Below are 15,457 nucleotides of genomic sequence, written 5' to 3'. Positions count from 1 at the left end.
GAAGCAGGGTCATGCGCCGGGCGGTGGGGTCCGGTTGGGTCTTTGCGTTGGAAAGTCCTGACCGTCCGAGTTCTAGACAAGATTGTTCGTCGTGTGTGCCCCGCGGAGCGTGTGGCGCTCCCCTGAACACAGGAAGCATTCATGGAACTCCTCGAACTCGAATTCTCCCGCGAAATCCACCCGGTGGACGTCATCGAGCAGGTGGCCCACAACAATGACTGGTCCTTCGAGCGCGCCGGCGACGACGAGATTTCGATTTCAGTGGCCGGCAGCTGGACCGACTATCATGTCTCCTTTTCCTGGATGGAGGATTTCGAGGCACTGCATCTTGCCTGCGCTTTCGACATCAAGGTGCCGGAGACGCGTACGCTGGAAGTGATGCGGCTCCTGTCGCTGATCAACGAGCAGATGCTGTTCGGGCATTTCGACCTGTGGGAACAGGAAGGCGCCATTATGTTCAGGCAGTCGCTGCTGCTTGCCGGTGGGGTCGAGCCGTCGAGCCAGCAGGTCGAGGTGCTCCTGTCCTCGGCGCTGGAGGCCTGTGAATGCTATTTCCAGGCCTTCCAGTTCGTCGTCTGGTCGGGTACATCGGCCAAGGACGCGCTCTCCAGCGTGCTCTTCGAGACCCACGGAAACGCCTGAACCAAGTCCATATCGCCGATGAGTTCCAGCAGCGAGCGCAAGCCCGAGATCAGCTTTGCCGATTTCGACCGTGTCGATATACGTGCCGGCACGATCGTCGAGGCGGAGCCGTTCCCGGAGGCGCGCAAGCCGGCGATCAAGCTGAAAATTGATTTCGGTCCGGCGATCGGGGTGAAGAAGTCGTCGGCGCAGATCACCAAATATTATGCGCCGGAAACGCTTGTCGGCCGCCAGGTCTTCGCGGTGGTCAATTTCCCGCCGCGCCAGATCGGCCCGTTCATGTCGGAAGTGCTGACGCTGGGCTTTCCAGATGAAGAGGGCGCCGTGGTGCTCGGCGCCATCGAGCGCAAGGTGCCGGACGGCGGGCGCTTATTCTAGGACGAGCCTGGGGCGACCTGGAGCCACCCTGTCCTGATCGGCGCGCTTACTTGGCATCCCCAACGCCTCGTCGACCGCGTCGAGGAACATTTCGGCGCAGGCCTGCCAGCTGTAGCGCATCGCGCGCTGGCGCGCTTCGGCGCGATCGACGTGAAGCGCCTTCATCGCCGCCTCGCCCAGTTCGTTCGACACGGCTCCGCCGATGCCGTCGCCGACAATGTCGATCGGTCCGGTCACCGGATAGGCGGCGACGGGCGTTCCGCTGGCCAGCGCCTCGATGATGACATTGCCGAAGGTATCGGTGCGGCTCGGAAAGACGAAGACATCGGCCGACGCGTAGATCTCGGCCAGCTCGTCATTCGGGCGGTGGCCGAGGAAATGCGCGTCGGGATAGCGCGTCTTGAGCTTTGCCAGTTCCGGCCCTTCGCCGACGATGACCTTGCTGCCGGGCAGGTCGAGATCGAGAAAGGCGGTCAGGTTCTTTTCGATCGCGACGCGGCCAACGCATAGGAAAACCGGGCCAGGGAATCCGGTTTCCTTGTGCTTGTCCGGCCGGAAATGGTCGGTATCGACGCCGCGCGTCCAGGGCCTCAGCTTGTCGAAGCCGCGAGCGGCCAGATCGTCTGCCAGCGACCGCGTGGCGACAAGCGTTCCCTGTCCGGAATTGTGGAAGCCGCGCAGCCAGTTATAGGCCCAGCTCTCCGGCACCGGCAGGCGGGCGCTGAGATATTCGGGAAAGCGCGTGTGATAGCTGGTGGTGAAGGGGCGGCGGGTCCTGCGGCAATAACGGCGCGCCATGATGCCGAGCGGACCCTCGGTGACGATGTGGATGTGGTCGGCCTTGGCGGCCTCGATCAGGCGCGCGACATGCCCCGGCGTCGTCAGCGCAAGCCGGATGTCGGGATAGGTCGGCATCGGCAACGTGCGAAAGAGGTTCGGCGTCAGGAAATCGAGCTCGACGTCGAAGGGTTTCAGCCCCTCGGTCAGGCGTTCCAGCGTGTGCACCACGCCATTGACCTGGGGTCGCCATGCGTCGGTGACCATCAGGATGCGCATGGCGATACTTTGCAATAATTCCTGAGCGCGCCGGCGCGGTGCCGGAACGGCAGCCAGGCAGCAGCCCGCGCCTCGCTCCAGCGCACCCGGGCAGGGGCCGGATCGAAGCGGGGCGGCAGGGCCGAATCAACAAAGGTCGCGCGCTTCATGCGCGCTCTTGACCATGATTTCATGACGGGCGGATGAAGCCTGCCTCGGCCGGATTTACGCGGGAACTTTGATGACGGCGCGCAAGCCGCCGAGCGGGCTGTCCTCGAGACTGATGTCGCCGCCATGGCTGCGGGCGATGTCGCGGGCAATCGACAGGCCAAGTCCGGTGCCGCTGGCGTCCAGGTTGCGCGCCTCGTCGAGCCGCAGGAACGGCTTGAACACCTCTTCGCGCTTATCGGGAGCGATGCCCGGTCCGTCGTCGTCGATGGTGACGGTGAGCGAGCCGCGACCATGGTTGGCGTGGACTTCGACGGTCTTGGCATAACGAAATGCATTGCCGATGACGTTCGAAAGCAAACGGGCGAAAGCGTTCGGCCGCACATGCACGGCCGGATCGCCGGTCAGTGTCGTCGTAAGCTTGCAGCCACGCAATTGCGCCTCCTCGCCGAGCTTCTGGAAACAGGCATTGAGGTCGAAGCGGCCGGTATCCTCCGCGGCCTCGCCGCGGGCAAAGGAGAGATAGCCTTCCAGCATCGACTGCATGTCGTCGATGTCCTGGTTCAGCGCGGCCTTGGTCTCGGACTTGCCGCCGGCCAGCGCCAGCTGCAGCTTGAACCGGGTGAGGATGGTCCTGAGGTCGTGGCTGACGCCGGTCAGCATGGCGGTGCGCTGCTCGATCTGGCGCTCGATACGCTCACGCATCTGGATGAAGGCGAAGCCGGCGCGGCGAACTTCCTCGGCGCCGCGCGGGCGGAAATCGCGCGGCATCGGCCGCCCCTTGCCGAAACTCTCGGCGGCCTCGGCAAGCGTCAGGATCGGCCTGATCTGATTGCGCAGGAAGGGAATCGCGATCATCAACAGAACCAGCGAGGTGCCGACCATCCAGATCAGGAAGATGTGGGTGTTCGAGGCATAAGCCTGGCTGCGCCGCACGAAGACGCGCAGCACCTTGCCTTCGAGCTGGACGCGAACCTCGACGACATTCGAGTTGCCGACGGTGTCGATCCAGAACGGACGGTTGATCTGTCTGGTGATCTCCGACGATAGCGCCTCGTCGAGGATCGAGAAGAACGGCTTCGGGCCTGGCGGCGGCAGCGGATCGGGCGGCAGCAGATCCACCTTCAACTGCATGCGGTCCTGGGCGATGCGGATGATGTTGGCGTAGTCGGCGTCGTGCGGATAGGTCTCCATCATGTCGATGACGGCCGCTATGTCCGAGATGGTCGCCTGCGACAGGCGCTGCGTGACCGTCTGCCAATGGCGCTCCATGAAGACGAAGGCGACCACCGACTGCAAAAGGATCATCGGCGCGATGACGATGATCAGCGAGCGGGCGTAGAGCCGCTTCGGCATATAGAGCGCGACCAGGCGCCAGAACCGGTTCCAAGCGCGCGGCATCGCCCTCAGTGTCCGCAGCGCGAGATCGCCGGGGCCGCCTCCTTCAGGCTGTTCCAGTTGCGTGGTCGCCATTCGCCCTTCCGCTCGTCGATGGCCGTTCAGCAAAGGGCCTTCGACGGTAGTTTATTCGACGCTGAGCCGATACCCAATACCGCGCACCGTCTGGAGCCACACCGGATTGGACGGATCGCGTTCGATCTTGCGGCGCAGCCGGTTGATCTGCACGTCGATGGTGCGCTCGCCGACATCCGATTCATCGCCCACCAGCTCATGGCGCGGGATGGTCTCGCCCGCCCGCGCGGCGAAGATCGCGAGGATCTCCTGCTCGCGATCAGTCAGCTTAAGCGCCTCGCCGCCACGCTTCAATTCGCGCTTGGCGATCTGGAACGTATAGGGTCCGAACACCAGCTGTTCGACCTTCGGCGTTGTTGCCGGGCCGCCACGGCGCAGGATGTTGTTGATGCGCAGGATCAGCTCGCGCGGATCGAACGGTTTCGGCAGGTAATCGTCGGCGCCGGCCTCCAGCCCGGTGATGCGGCTGTCGGTCTCGGACAGCGCCGTCAGCATCAGGATCGGCACGTTCTTCTCGGCCCGCAACGCCTTGGTGAGGTCAACGCCGGTCTCGCCCGGCATCATGACATCGAGCACCAGAAGGTCGAAGTCGAGGCCGGCGAGCTTGCGCCTGGCCTCGCCGGAATTGCCGGCGACGGTGACGCGAAAGCCGTTCTCGGACAGATACTGCTTGAGCAGGTTGCGGATACGCGTGTCGTCATCGACAACCAGAAGATGCGGCGCGTCATCGTCGGGCGCGGCCGGATGATCAACCTTCTCAATGGTCTCCATGGTTCTTCCCCGATGTTTGCGCAGGCACAATGTCGATCTGCGCCCTTAGTTCCGGATTGACCATCGCTTCCAGGAATCGCTCGATCGTGGCGCGTTCGGTGGCTCCGGAATCCTCCAATGCAGCACGGATGCGGCGCGACTGTGGCCGCGCCAGCGCCAAGGCAAGCGCGCGACCCTTGGCGGTCGGGTAGAGTTCGCGCTGCCGGCGGTCGCGCGGACCCTGCACCTGGACGATATGGTCGGTGTCGATCAACTGCTTCAAAACCCGCGCCAGGCTCTGCTTGGTGATCTTCAGCACGTCGAGCAGTTCGGCGACGGTGAGCCCGGGCCTGCGGTTGACGAAATGCAGCACGCGATGATGGGCGCGGCCGAAGCCATACTCGGCGAGTATCTGGTCCGGGTCGGAGGTGAAATCGCGGTAGGCGAAGAAAAATAGCTCGATGATGGCGAAGTCGATGCCGTCCTCGTCGGCGATCGCCGTCCTGATCGGTTTTCCGGCTGCGGGGCTTGGATCCGTCATCATTTCTCCATGCGAGGCGGGAATTATGTCAGTACTATTGACGTAATTTCCGGGCAATGATAATTTTTGACAAGCTTTTCGGCGGATTGCGAACGAAAAGGCAAGTGGAAGCCGTTTTTCCGGAACTTCCTGAGTTTGCCACGAATTGAATATCCGCCTACGCTTTCAAGCATTGGCCAACGTTTCGGGTCCTGTGGCGGGGCCGGTACGAAAGGCTTTAAAATACAACGATTTGCGGGCACCCGCCCGCGGGAGGTTTCCATGGCATCCGTTCCCTTCGATCAATTGGACGGCTTCATCTGGATGAACGGCGAGTTCGTCAAATGGGCCGATGCCAAGATCCACGTGCTGACCCATGGCCTGCACTATGCCAGCGCCGTTTTCGAGGGCGAGCGCGCCTATGGCGGCCAGATCTTCAAGCTGACCGAGCATAATGAGCGCCTGCATGAATCGGCACGCCTGCTCGGCTTCAAGATCCCCTATCCGGTCGCCGAGATCGACGAGGCCTGCCGCACCCTGCTGAAGAAACAGGGTTTCCAGGACGCCTATGTGCGCCCGATCGCCTGGCGCGGCAGCGAGCAGATGGGCGTCTCGGCGCAGAACAATCGCATCAACGTCGCCATCGCCATCTGGCAGTGGCCGAGCTATTTCGACCCCGCGCAGAAGCTCAAGGGCATTCGCCTCGACGTCGCCGAATGGCGCCGGCCCGATCCGCGCACCGCGCCGTCCAAGTCGAAGGCCGCCGGCCTCTACATGATCTGCACACTGTCCAAGCACGCCGCCGAGGCCAAGGGCTACGCCGACGCCATGATGCTCGATTGGCGCGGCCAAGTGGCGGAAGCCACGGGAGCTAACATCTTCTTCGTCAAGGACGGCAAGATCCATACGCCGACGCCCGACTGCTTCCTCGACGGCATAACCCGCCGCACGGTGATCGGCCTGGCGAAAGACCGCGGTTTCGAATTGATCGAGCGCGCCATCATGCCGGAGGAGCTCGAAGATTTCGAGCAATGCTTCCTCACCGGGACGGCGGCCGAGGTCACGCCTGTCTCGGAGATCGGTCCATACCGATTCGAGGTCGGCGAGATCGCCAAGACGTTGATGAATGACTATTCTGCCGCAGTGCAACCAAAGCATGCCATCGCCGCAGAATAGCGATAGTCACAGCTTTTTTGTGCAGCAGGGGCGGTTTTCGGGCCGCCCTTTTTATTTAAGCTTTCACGCATTTGACTTTCGAACGGTTCGGCGTCTCATGATGGTGTCGGCCCTTGGAGGCAGGCGGCTATGGAGGGACTAGTTACATGGACAGCAATACGATTATTCAGATCGTTGTACAGGTAATTGCCGGCGTTATCGGTGGCCAGGCGGTTGGCGCGGCGCTGAAGCAGGCGGCGATGGGCCAGCTTACGAAAATCCTCAGCGGCGCCATCGGCGGCGTCGGCGGTGCGGCCATCCTCGGCAGTCTGCTCGGCGGCGGTGGAGTCGACGCGGCGGCAGCGGCCGGTGGAATCGGCAGCGCGCTCGACCTGAAGAACCTTCTCGGCGGCGTCGGCGGCGGCGCCATCCTGACCGGCATCGTCGGCGCGGTCATGAACGCGATGAAGAAATAACGTCTCTCGCTTCAAGCTTTCAAATGGGCGGTTTCGGCCGCCCATTTTCGTTTCCAGGATATTGTGCCGGCCGCAGTGGACGGCGTTTGCCCGCCTGTCTACATCAGGGCAACCATCGGAGCGGTTCTCACTTTCCCTGGAATTGCTCGAGAAAGGAAAGCCATGGGTCAGCTCAATGCCGGTATCGTGCCGGTCACGCCGTTTCAGCAGAACTGCACCATTTTGTTCGACATGGACGACAAGACGGGCGTCGTCGTCGATCCCGGCGGCGATGTCGACAAGATATTGTCAGTGCTGAAGGACAATGCCATCACCGCCGGCGCGATCTGGATCACGCATGGTCATATCGACCATGCCGGCGGCGCGATGGAACTGAAGGACGCGCTGGGCATCGACATTATCGGCCCGCACGAGGCCGACAAGCCCCTGCTTGCCAATCTCGAGAACCAGGCCAAGCGTTTTGGCCTGACCGATCCGGTGCGCAATTGCGTGCCCGACCGTTTTCTGACCGAAGGCGAGGTCGTGTCCTTCGGCAGCCATCAGTTCGAGGTGCTGCATTGCCCCGGGCATGCGCCGGGCCATGTCGTCTACTACAACCGAGCGGCCAAACTCGCGCATGTCGGCGACGTGCTGTTTCGCGGCTCGGTCGGGCGCACCGACCTGCCCGGCGGCGACCACGCCGCGCTCATCGCCTCGATCAAGGACAAGCTTCTGCCGCTCGGCGACGACATCGGTTTCATCTGCGGCCATGGCCCGGGCAGCCGCTTTGGCGACGAGCGGCGGACCAATCCCTTTCTGACCTGACCTTCAAAAAGAAAAGCGCCGCTGGGGGCGGCGCTTTTCCTGGGCAGGAAACCCGGGCGATGTTCGACCGGTCAGTTGGCGACGCAGAAATGCTGGGCGCCGTCACTGCCGGTGAAGGTGCCGGTCCGCGAATTGAAGCTGCGGTAGCGATCCGAGCAATACTCATACCAGCCGCGGGTCCACGGTTCGGCGTAGCGGTAGGCGTAGACGACGCGGGGTTGCTCAACGTAGTAGCGGCGCACCGGCCGGTCGACATAATAGTCGTCACCATAGGCCGGTTCGTAATAGCGCGGCCCGGGGTTACTCAGCGCGCTGCCGATCAGGGCGCCGGCCGCAAGGCCGACAACGCCGGCGGCGAGGGCGTCGCCGCCATGGTGACGATGATGGTGCCAGCGCCAGTCGTCGGCATTGGCCGCTGAGAAGGTGGCCAAGGTGGTCGCGGCAATGCCAACGCTCAGGATGGAAGTCTTGAGAAAACGGTTCATTTTCGGTCTCCTTCGCGCCGGCCCGCGCATTTTCAGGGGATACGGACCGGCTTTAGCAAAAGTTAATAGAAGACCGTGGCTGAACGGAGGCTGAACGGAATCGGGAAAAACGATTTTTCGTGGCTTGGCGATTTCGAGGCTTGGGCACAACCCGATGCCGGGCGGGAGCGGTCCCGCCTCAAATAGCCTCCGTCGGGTCTGTCGTGAGCCGGCCTAAAGCGCGTCACAATCTTTCAGAGGCGCTCCATGCGCTTTAGGTTCTTGATTTGGCGCATGTCTTTATCCCGAAACCGGTTCCCACTTTCGGGAGACATGCTTTAGCCGATCGACAGATTGACGGCCTTCGGACCCTTGCCGCGCTTGTCCGGCTCGGTGTCGAATGTCACTTTCTGCCCATCCTCAAGACCGGGAAGGCCCGACGCCTGCACGGCCGAAATGTGGACGAAGACATCCTTCGCGCCATCATCGGGCGTGATGAAACCGAAGCCCTTGGCATGGTTGAAGAATTTGACGGTGCCGGTCTGCGGCATGGGAAACTCCTTTGATCCCATCAAGTCAAGTTTCGGGCCGGCAAACTGCCCGAGAGGAAATTTGTCCTTTATTTTAGCGCTATCGGCAAGAGAAAGTTTTCGCCTGCCGATCCAAGCATTTGCGCGCAAAAAAGGCGCGACCGTTTCGGCCGCGCCTTCGCAATTTCAGGCCTGTCCAGAAGCCGGTTCATGACCCTGCCGCACCGTTGCGTCCGCAAGGATAGGCCGGTCTGGCGATCAGGCGGCGCGCAGGTTGACCGCCTTCGGGCCTTTGCCCATGCGGTCCGGCTCGACGTCGAAGGTGACCTTCTGGCCGTCGACCAACGTGCGCAGGCCGGAAGCCTCGATCGCCGAGATGTGGACGAACACGTCCTTGGCGCCGCCATCCGGCGTGATGAAGCCGAAGCCTTTGGTGGCATTGAAGAACTTTACGGTACCGGTCTGGGCCATTGGGGAAAACTCCTTCACCCGTGTCAGTCTTGTGGTTCGCCCGCTGCCTCGCGCCTCAGGCAAATCCCGGTGGTTGCTTCGGCGGTCATGCATTCGCGCATGGTCAAACCCCCCGCCGAAAAACGGGGCTGTCAGAGATTCACACTTATCGGGGAAAGGTCGTCCAAAACGTTCCGCTCTCCGGGTCGCAAATGCCCGAACGTGATTTTTATTACACGGAAACGTGATGGTTGCAAGACGACGCTCGCGGGCGGCCTGCGGCGCGTCCAACGCTGCGGCTTCGATAGAACCCGTGCCACCGCGGGTCATCGGCCAGAGGCGGGCCAAGCATAGGCCAGAATGAAGGTGGCGAGGACGGGTTCCGCGGCTCCACAAACGACGGTTGCGTTTACCGCGCAGGATGCGAGGATGCCGCGAGCCGGCATCATACGCCGGGATGGAGGAGGGGTATATGCGGTTTCTTGCAGTGTTACGGCAAGGCGTTGTCGTTTTCATGCTGTCCGCGCTGCTGGCAGCCTGCACCGTCGTCGTCGACGATGGCCCGCGCCCGCGGCCGCCCCGGCCGCATCCGCAGTTCTGCACCATGCAGTACCAACCGGTCTGTGCTCGGCGCGGCGGCGACCGGCAGACCTTTGCCAATGCCTGCCTGGCCGAAAGGGAAGGCTACCGCATCATGCGAGAGGGTGCTTGCCGCGACGGCGGCGGTGGTGGTGGCGAACAAGCCTTCTGCACGCGCGAATACGCGCCGGTCTGCGCGAGGCGCCACGGGCAAATGCGGACCTTCCCGAACGCATGCGAGGCCCGTGCGGCGGACTATCGCATCGTCGGCGACGGGCCCTGCTGAGAAGACCGCGGAGTCCATCCCCTCAATGGCCACCGCGACGCGCGCTGACGCTTTGTCTTGAATCTCTTGTCCGCATGGCTTAGGTCCGGCGGACCAACAAACACGGCAGGTTTCCCATTAACAAAGATCGCAGAAGAGCGGCAAACGCCGGTGGCAGGCCAGGTGGCGCGGTGAATCCGCTCGATCCTTATGTGCAAAAGGCGCTGCAACTGCACCAGGCGGGCCGGCGGCAAGAGGCCGAGGCGCTCTACCGGCAGGTTCTGGGGCAGCAGCCGAACCATGCCGCTGCGCTGCATTTCCTCGGGCTGCTGCTGCACCAGACCGGCAGGAGCGAGGAAGGGCTCGATCTCATCGAGCAGTCGGTGACGCTGCAGCCCGAGAATGCCGACTTCCTCAACAATATGGGCACGGTCATGCGCGACCTCGGGCGCGTCGCCGCCGCGGTCGATTTCTTCCGCGGCGCCGTGGATATCCGGCCGGACCAGCTGGCCGCGCGCGATAATCTCGGTTCGTCGCTGAAGCAGCTCGGCCAGTTCGACGCGGCCGAGGAGATCTACCGCGGCACCATCAGCCGCAACCCGTTCCATGTCCGCGCACGCATCGGCCTTGCCGAGACGATGCAGGAGGCCGGGCGGCTGGACGAGGCGATCAAGCTGTTCAGCGAGGCGCTGTCGATCCGGCCGAAGGACGCTGAGCTTCTCTACGGGCTGGGCGTCGCGATGATGGAGAAGGGCAAGCTCGACGAGGCGGCCGACCGCGCTCGCCAGGCGCTGGCGATCGCCCCGAACATGGCCAAGGCCTGGCTGCTGCTCACGCAGGTCAAACGCCAGACCGAGCGCGACAAGGAGCTTGCCGGCATGGAGGCCGAGCATGCCAAGGCGCCGCAAGGCAGCCTCGCGCGCATGCAGCTCTCCTTCGGACTGGGCAAGGTCAATGACGACCTCAAGGATTATGGCCGCGCCTTCGACTATTTCGCCGAGGGCAATGCCATCCGCCGCAAGGTGATCGACTACGATCCCGCGCGCACGCGCGGCGAATTCGAGGCGATGAAGGCGGCCTTCGACGCAGCCTTCTTCGAGAAGCACAGGCCAAGCGGCATTTCAGACGACACGCCGATCTTCGTCGTCGGCATGCCGCGTTCCGGAACCACGCTGGTCGAGCAGATCATCGCCAGCCATCCGCAGGTTTTCGGCGCGGGCGAGTTGAACATTCTCAAGACGGCCGTCGCTAAGCAGTTTCCGATGAGCATGCCGGGCGGCTTCCCCGCCGGGATCGCCGACATGCCGGACAAGACCTTCGCCGAAGCCGGCCAGGCCTATCTCGACATGCTGCATAGCCGCTATCCGGGCTATCGCCATGTCACCGACAAGATGCCGGGCAACTTCCTTCTGGTCGGCTTCCTGCACATGATGCTGCCGAAGGCCAAGATCGTCCATTGCGCGCGCGATGCGGCGGCTACGTGCCTGTCGATCTTCAAGGTGCATTTCCGCGGCGACAGCCACCGCTACGGCTACGACCTCGGCGAGCTCGCCGATTTCCATAACCTCTACACCGACATCATGGCGCATTGGCACAAGGTGCTGCCGGGCGTCGTGCACGATGTGCGTTATGAGGATTTCGTCGCCGACCAGGAAGGGCAGACACGGGCGCTGATGGCGTATCTCGGCCTGCCCTGGGACGACAAGGTGCTGTCATTCCACGAGACGGACCGGCCGGTGCGCACCGCTTCCGCCGCGCAGGTGCGCCAGCCGATGTATCAGGGCTCCGTGGATCTGTGGAAGCGTTATGGGGACCGGCTGAAGCCGCTGCTCGATCGGCTGAACTAGCACACGCGTTAGCGATTGGCCGAAGCGCCCGAACTTTGTCATCCACGGGCGGAGCGGGAGCGAAGCGGACGCGCAGACCCGAGGATCCATTCCGTGAGCTCGCGCGAAGGTTAAAGGCGGCGCAGAACAGAGGTCGTTCTGCATCGCTGCAAGCTCATAGGTAACGGAATGGATCCTCGGGTCTGCGCCGCGTCGCTTCGCTCCTTGCTCCGCCCGTGGATGACGACCTGACGAGCGTCTCGGCCAATCGCAAATGATTGCGATCAGCCGACACTGGCGTTCCGTCGCTCCTCAAAGCTCGATGAAAGGCTGGAAGCCGCCGAAGATCATGCGCTTGCCGTCGAACGGCATGGCAGACCAGTCCATCTTGAGACGCTCATCGGCCATCACCTTGGCCATGACCGCGTCGCGACTCTGCCTGGATTCGTAGACGACCCAGGAGAAGATGACGACCTCGTCGTCCTTCGCCTGGACGGCGCGCGGGAACGAAGTCAGCTCGCCATAGGGCACATCGTCGCCGACGCATTCGACATAGGCGAGCGCGCCGTGCTCCATCCAGACGTTGCCGGCGTTCTCAGCCATTTTCTTGTACGCATCGAGATTTGCCTTCGGCACGGCAAGCACGAAACCATCGACATAGGACATGGTGAACTCCTCTTTGTGGCGTCTCTTTCTCCCTGTGGGAGAAGGTGGATCGGCGCGCAGCGCCGAGACGGATGAGGGGTGCGCCAGTTCGGCGCCGCTTACCCCTCACCTGGATTGCCACCATTTGCGAAGGGCAAATCGGGGCAATCCGACCTCTCCCAGGGGGAGAGGTGGGCGGGCTCACTTCACCGGCGCATTCATCGCCCAGGCGACGCCGAAGGGGTCTTTCACCTGGCCCCAGCGGTCGCCCCAGAACATCACCTGCAGCGGCGTGACGACCTCGCAGCCGGCATCCACCGCGCGCTTCCACCAGGCATCGATATCGTCGCTGCCGAGATGAAGCTGCAGCGTATAACCCTGCGCCGCTCGGTGCGGATGGCCGTGTTCGGGATAGGCATCGCCCAGCATCAGCGTCGAGCCGTTGACGTAGAGATGGATGTGCATGGTGCGGCCCTTGTCGTCCGGCGGATAGGCGAACACTTCCTCGGCGCCGAAGGCCTTCTTGTAGAATTCGGCGGCCTTGATGGCGCCGTCGACCTGCAGGTAGGGGGTCAATCCGCCAAGGACCTTGGCGCGGGGCGGGGTCTGGTCGTTCATTCTCGTGTTCCTCTTCACGGGTTTGATCTGGCTCGCGACTTGGGGCATTTCTACGCAATTCCGAACGGAAAACAGGTTCACAGTTTTCCTGGAATTGTTCCGAGGACGGATGAGGCGGTGGTGATCCTACATACCTGACGAAAAATTTTTAAGGGCCGGTCCCCGACAGCCCGGACAATCGGCGGGACCGGGAAAGATTGGCATTCAAAGCATCGTTTTATATGACCTTCGCCGAGAAGGTTGCGGCGTGGCGGCTTTCGCGCGTTTCGAAAATCTCTGGAAAGCCGATGTCCTTGCGCAGTTCGGCCGGCAACGAAAGCAGGATGCGCTCGCTGCGGTGACGGGCGCGCGCCTGGGCATACCGCTTGGCAAGACGGCCGATGGATGACAGTACCGACATGATGTCTCTCCCTGGTTGATGCCGGCATCATCGTGTCGGCATTCCAAGGACGAGGCGGCAATCGACGATCCGACAGATCGTGGAGATTTTTTTCAGAACACCGACGCCGCCAACGCCGTGTCGTAATATTCCACCATCTCGATGATCTCGCCGTCGCGCACCGTCCAGAAATTAGCGGTGCGCATGATGAACTCCTCGCCGGTGGCGCGGCGCGTCATGTGGATCTCGACCTGCGCGGCGACCTTGTCGCCGCCGTCGATGATCTCGACCGGAACAAAGTGCCGGTACTCGAAGTCGTCGTCGAGCACCAGGAGCCTGGCGAGGAATTCCTGCTTGCCGTGCGCGGTGCCGGCGTGCCGCGATTGCCGGGGATCGGCAATCCAGCGGAACACGACATCCTCGGAGCATCGCGCGAGGGCGCCCTCGATGTCGCGCTCCGCATAGGCCTGGTAAAGATTGCTGACGATGTCCACTGCACGCATGGCCCGTTCCCTCCATGGCTAAAGCGCGTCGCGATCTTTCAGATTCGCTCCATGCGCTTTAGGGTCTTAATTTTATGCATGTCTTTATCCCGAAACCGGTTCCCACTTTCGGGAGACATGCTTTAAGCAACTCAACATGCTCCTTTTTTAGCGGGTGGAAAAGTATTGCCGGGCCGGCAGCACTTTGAATGCCGGCCCGGCTGATGCACCGTCTCTCAACTGGGCATTTCAGCGACCGAGCGGAAGAACGCCTCCGGATCGTCGACTTCGGTCAGCCGCCGCTTGTCGATCAGCCAGAAACGGTTGCCGACGGCTCGGATGAAGGAGCGGTCATGCGAGGCAAGCAGGCAGCTTGCCTGATGCTTCAGCAATTCGTCCTCCAATGCTTCCTGGCCGTCGATGTCGAGATGATTGGTCGGCTCGTCGAGCAGACAGAAATTGGGATGGATGAGCCTGAGCACCAGCATCATCAGCCTCGATCTCTGTCCGCCGGACAGAGCGCCGATCTTCCTCTCCTGCATCTCGATGGCGACGCCGGCGCCGGCGAGCAGCGAGCGGACGCGCTGCTCGCCAAGCTCGAAGCGGCGCGAGACCATCGCCAGCGGTGTGTCGTCGCCATCGATGCCCGACAGCGCCTGATCGCTGTAACCGAGCACGGTCGATGGCGTCACCTTGACATTTGCAACTGACGCCGGCTCGGCGACGGCGTCGCGGATCATCGCGATGAAGCGCGTCTTGCCCACGCCGTTGCGGCCAAGCAGCACGATGCGATCGCCTTGGCAGATGTGGCGCTTGCCGGTCCTGAACAGCAGCATGCCGTCAGGGGTTTCGACCGCCGCGTCCTCCAGCGTGATCAGCACTTTGGCGTGGGTGCCGCGGTTCGCCAGCTTGATTGCGCCGGCCGAGCGCTCGCGATGCGCTTGTATGGCGGCATCCTCCAGCTTCTCGGCCCGTTCCTTGAGCTGCCTGGTCTTCACCGTCAAAAGGTCGCTGCCGGAATTGATGCCAATATTGTTCAACTTGGCGGCCTGCTTTCGCAGCTGCTGGGCGATCTTCATGTCGCGCTCGAACTTGCGCGCCGTCGAGGCGTCGAGCTCGTCGAGCGCCTGCCGGGCACGGGAATAGGGCAGCGCGAACACCGCCGACTCTTCCGGGCGCAGGAAAAGCGTTCGGTTGGTGGTGGCGTCGAGGAAGGCGCGGTCGTGGCTGGCGATGATGACCGGCACGTCGCGCAGCAGCGTGTTGAGCCATGTCTCGAGCTGGCTGATCCTGGCGAGGTCGAGATGATTGGTCGGCTCGTCGAGCAGGAGCACGTCCGGATCGGTGACCCAGACGCGGGCGATCAGCGCCAGCCGCTGCCAGCCGCCGCTCAGCGCGCGCATCGGCCGGCCGCGCATTTCTTCAGGCACGTCGAGTGAATCCAGCACCACGTCGACGCGCCATAGTTCGCTCTCACGCTGTTCGCGCGGCAGGGCATCGGCGACGACGTCATGGAAGCTGCGGCCGAGCAGCGCGTCGGGAACGGATTGCCCGACATGGCCGACGCGCAGGCCGCGCGACCTTGCTATGTCGCCGGCGGTGGGTTCGAACGCACCGGCCAGGCATTTGAGAAGTGTGGATTTGCCACGGCCATTGGCCGCGACGATGCCGAGCCGGTCGCCGGCGCCGATGATGAGGTCGAGGTTGGAGAAGAGCGGCGCACTCATGGTGACGCCGAGGGATTTGAGGCTGATCAGGGCCATGTCGATTTCTCTGGTCTGCCCGGAGGAACTCGGGCTGTGATGCACTTTGACGGTG

Annotated in this window: 19 protein-coding genes; 7 read left to right on the top strand and 12 right to left on the bottom strand. The window is 62.8% G+C overall.

The annotated features are described in order from the left end of the window. Nucleotides 1-141 precede the first annotated feature (141 nt). Nucleotides 142-642 carry a YbjN domain-containing protein gene (locus tag LB553_RS23675; protein ID WP_112098904.1) on the top strand — a complete coding sequence of 167 codons (501 nt, stop codon included), beginning with the start codon at nt 142-144 and terminating at the stop codon, nt 640-642. Between the two features lie 18 nt (nt 643-660). Then, nucleotides 661-1,020, top strand: coding sequence for a tRNA-binding protein (locus tag LB553_RS23670; protein WP_040989641.1), 360 nt, complete (start codon nt 661-663; stop codon nt 1,018-1,020). On the opposite strand, the gene LB553_RS23665 is transcribed toward LB553_RS23670, so the two are convergent. The 4 genes from LB553_RS23665 to LB553_RS23650 form a co-directional block, all read right to left on the bottom strand. Then, nucleotides 1,012-2,076 carry a glycosyltransferase family 4 protein gene (locus tag LB553_RS23665; protein ID WP_224516766.1) on the bottom strand — a complete coding sequence of 355 codons (1,065 nt, stop codon included), beginning with the start codon at nt 2,074-2,076 and terminating at the stop codon, nt 1,012-1,014. The genes LB553_RS23670 and LB553_RS23665 overlap by 9 nt on opposite strands. Nucleotides 2,077-2,280: 204 nt before the next feature. Continuing rightward, on the bottom strand, nt 2,281-3,696 hold the full coding sequence (locus LB553_RS23660) for an ATP-binding protein (RefSeq protein ID WP_224516708.1): 1,416 nt from the start codon (nt 3,694-3,696) through the stop codon (nt 2,281-2,283). 51 nt (nt 3,697-3,747) lie between these two features. Next, complete coding sequence (locus tag LB553_RS23655) at nt 3,748-4,467, bottom strand: response regulator (RefSeq protein WP_224516707.1); 720 nt, start codon at nt 4,465-4,467, stop codon at nt 3,748-3,750. After that, nucleotides 4,454-4,987: a MarR family winged helix-turn-helix transcriptional regulator gene (locus tag LB553_RS23650; protein WP_224516706.1), complete on the bottom strand. Its 534-nt coding sequence runs from the start codon at nt 4,985-4,987 to the stop codon at nt 4,454-4,456. Before LB553_RS23650 ends, LB553_RS23655 begins: the two co-directional genes overlap by 14 nt. Nucleotides 4,988-5,248: 261 nt before the next feature. Here LB553_RS23650 and LB553_RS23645 point away from each other — a divergent pair, with 261 nt between their 5' ends. From LB553_RS23645 to LB553_RS23635, 3 genes are all read left to right on the top strand, one after another. Next, complete coding sequence (locus LB553_RS23645; protein ID WP_224516705.1) at nt 5,249-6,142, top strand: branched-chain amino acid aminotransferase; 894 nt, start codon at nt 5,249-5,251, stop codon at nt 6,140-6,142. A gap of 146 nt (nt 6,143-6,288) precedes the next feature. Further along, nucleotides 6,289-6,597 carry a hypothetical protein gene (locus LB553_RS23640; protein WP_040996837.1) on the top strand — a complete coding sequence of 103 codons (309 nt, stop codon included), beginning with the start codon at nt 6,289-6,291 and terminating at the stop codon, nt 6,595-6,597. Between the two features lie 162 nt (nt 6,598-6,759). Continuing rightward, on the top strand, nt 6,760-7,401 hold the full coding sequence (locus LB553_RS23635) for an MBL fold metallo-hydrolase (RefSeq protein WP_224516704.1): 642 nt from the start codon (nt 6,760-6,762) through the stop codon (nt 7,399-7,401). A 71-nt stretch (nt 7,402-7,472) separates the two neighbouring features. Here LB553_RS23635 and LB553_RS23630 read toward each other — a convergent pair whose 3' ends face one another. The 3 genes from LB553_RS23630 to LB553_RS23620 form a co-directional block, all read right to left on the bottom strand. After that, nucleotides 7,473-7,886, bottom strand: coding sequence for a BA14K family protein (locus LB553_RS23630; RefSeq protein WP_224516703.1), 414 nt, complete (start codon nt 7,884-7,886; stop codon nt 7,473-7,475). A 317-nt stretch (nt 7,887-8,203) separates the two neighbouring features. Continuing rightward, nucleotides 8,204-8,416 carry a cold-shock protein gene (locus tag LB553_RS23625; RefSeq protein WP_006202521.1) on the bottom strand — a complete coding sequence of 71 codons (213 nt, stop codon included), beginning with the start codon at nt 8,414-8,416 and terminating at the stop codon, nt 8,204-8,206. 237 nt (nt 8,417-8,653) lie between these two features. Next, complete coding sequence (locus LB553_RS23620; RefSeq protein ID WP_006202520.1) at nt 8,654-8,866, bottom strand: cold-shock protein; 213 nt, start codon at nt 8,864-8,866, stop codon at nt 8,654-8,656. Between the two features lie 451 nt (nt 8,867-9,317). Between LB553_RS23620 and LB553_RS23615 the strand changes: the two genes are divergently transcribed. After that, nucleotides 9,318-9,710, top strand: a complete 393-nt coding sequence (locus LB553_RS23615; RefSeq protein ID WP_224516702.1) for a Kazal-type serine protease inhibitor domain-containing protein — start codon at nt 9,318-9,320, stop codon at nt 9,708-9,710. Between the two features lie 191 nt (nt 9,711-9,901). Continuing rightward, nucleotides 9,902-11,536 carry a tetratricopeptide repeat-containing sulfotransferase family protein gene (locus LB553_RS23610; RefSeq protein ID WP_318011522.1) on the top strand — a complete coding sequence of 545 codons (1,635 nt, stop codon included), beginning with the start codon at nt 9,902-9,904 and terminating at the stop codon, nt 11,534-11,536. 291 nt (nt 11,537-11,827) lie between these two features. Here LB553_RS23610 and LB553_RS23605 read toward each other — a convergent pair whose 3' ends face one another. The 5 genes from LB553_RS23605 to LB553_RS23585 form a co-directional block, all read right to left on the bottom strand. Next, nucleotides 11,828-12,181 carry a DUF1428 domain-containing protein gene (locus LB553_RS23605; protein ID WP_224516700.1) on the bottom strand — a complete coding sequence of 118 codons (354 nt, stop codon included), beginning with the start codon at nt 12,179-12,181 and terminating at the stop codon, nt 11,828-11,830. A 180-nt stretch (nt 12,182-12,361) separates the two neighbouring features. Next, nucleotides 12,362-12,778 (bottom strand): VOC family protein, encoded by a 417-nt coding sequence (locus LB553_RS23600; RefSeq protein ID WP_224516699.1) that lies wholly within the window; start codon nt 12,776-12,778, stop codon nt 12,362-12,364. A 217-nt stretch (nt 12,779-12,995) separates the two neighbouring features. Then, nucleotides 12,996-13,178, bottom strand: coding sequence for a hypothetical protein (locus LB553_RS23595; RefSeq protein ID WP_224516698.1), 183 nt, complete (start codon nt 13,176-13,178; stop codon nt 12,996-12,998). 92 nt (nt 13,179-13,270) lie between these two features. Then, on the bottom strand, nt 13,271-13,660 hold the full coding sequence (locus LB553_RS23590) for a nuclear transport factor 2 family protein (protein ID WP_224516697.1): 390 nt from the start codon (nt 13,658-13,660) through the stop codon (nt 13,271-13,273). Between the two features lie 215 nt (nt 13,661-13,875). Then, nucleotides 13,876-15,402, bottom strand: a complete 1,527-nt coding sequence (locus LB553_RS23585; RefSeq protein WP_224516696.1) for an ABC-F family ATP-binding cassette domain-containing protein — start codon at nt 15,400-15,402, stop codon at nt 13,876-13,878. Nucleotides 15,403-15,457: the final 55 nt, after the last annotated feature.

Source organism: Mesorhizobium sp. CA8, assembly GCF_020164955.1.
Classification (GTDB): domain Bacteria; phylum Pseudomonadota; class Alphaproteobacteria; order Rhizobiales; family Rhizobiaceae; genus Mesorhizobium.
The sequence above is the reverse complement of the archived record's forward strand: the minus strand, read 5'-3'. Positions and strand labels throughout refer to the sequence as shown.